At 56.9% G+C, this 724-nt stretch carries 1 protein-coding gene and 1 pseudogene; both read right to left on the bottom strand.

The genetic code is table 11. The features are described from left to right. Window positions 1–537: IS6 family transposase (locus P0D80_RS50820; RefSeq protein ID WP_408296467.1), on the bottom strand; the 537-nt coding region annotated here is incomplete at its 3' end. A 60-nt stretch (window positions 538–597) separates the two neighbouring features. After that, window positions 598–724: pseudogene (locus P0D80_RS50815) on the bottom strand (IS66 family transposase); the annotation flags it as partial.

Here is a 724-nt window from a genome sequence, read left to right as displayed (position 1 = left end):
TTTGTTCAGGTACTTGTTCTGCCGGACCTTGATGGGTGTTTCGCGTTCGGCGTTGATCGACTGCAGGGCTGCCAGATTGGCTCCGCTTTTATCCACGGTGACCGTCTCGGGAGCCCCGTTCTGGTCGATGGCTTTCTCGAAGTAACGCCGCGCCGCAGCCTTGTCGCGATGGGCTCGCAGCAAAAAATCGACGGTCTTGCCTTCCTTGTCCACTGCCCGATACAGATACTTCCACTCGCCCTTGACCTTGATGTAGGTTTCATCCATTCGCCAGCTCTTTCCTACCGGACGTTTGTGCTTGCGAAATGTCTTTTCGAACAGCGGCACGAGCTTGATGACCCACCGATGGATAGTCGAATGATCCACCTCGAAGCCGCGCTCCGCAATCATCTCCTCCAGATTGCGCAGGCTCAACGAATACGCCACATACCAGCGTACGCACAGCAGAATCACGTCCAGCGGGTAGTGCAGCCGCTTCAGTACCTTGCCAACGCCCGTGGGCAGCGCCTTGCGCGGTGTCTTCGTCTTTACCATCATGTTCGCCATGCGTTTTGGTCCGACAGATTCTACCTGACTGCGTTATTGCGACAGAGCCCTCCGCCGCAAGTACTCCCACTGATTGCGCGTGTAGCTGATGGCCTTGCCTGTCAGGCTTTCGGGCAGCACCTGTGGCGCCTGTTCATCGAGCCAGATTTTGAACGCCTCCAGCAGTGGCAAGCTGTGT

The sequence above is a fragment of the Paraburkholderia sp. RL17-373-BIF-A genome, from assembly GCF_046030175.1.
GTDB lineage: Bacteria > Pseudomonadota > Gammaproteobacteria > Burkholderiales > Burkholderiaceae > Paraburkholderia.
This window is presented reverse-complemented; position numbering and strand designations above follow the sequence as displayed.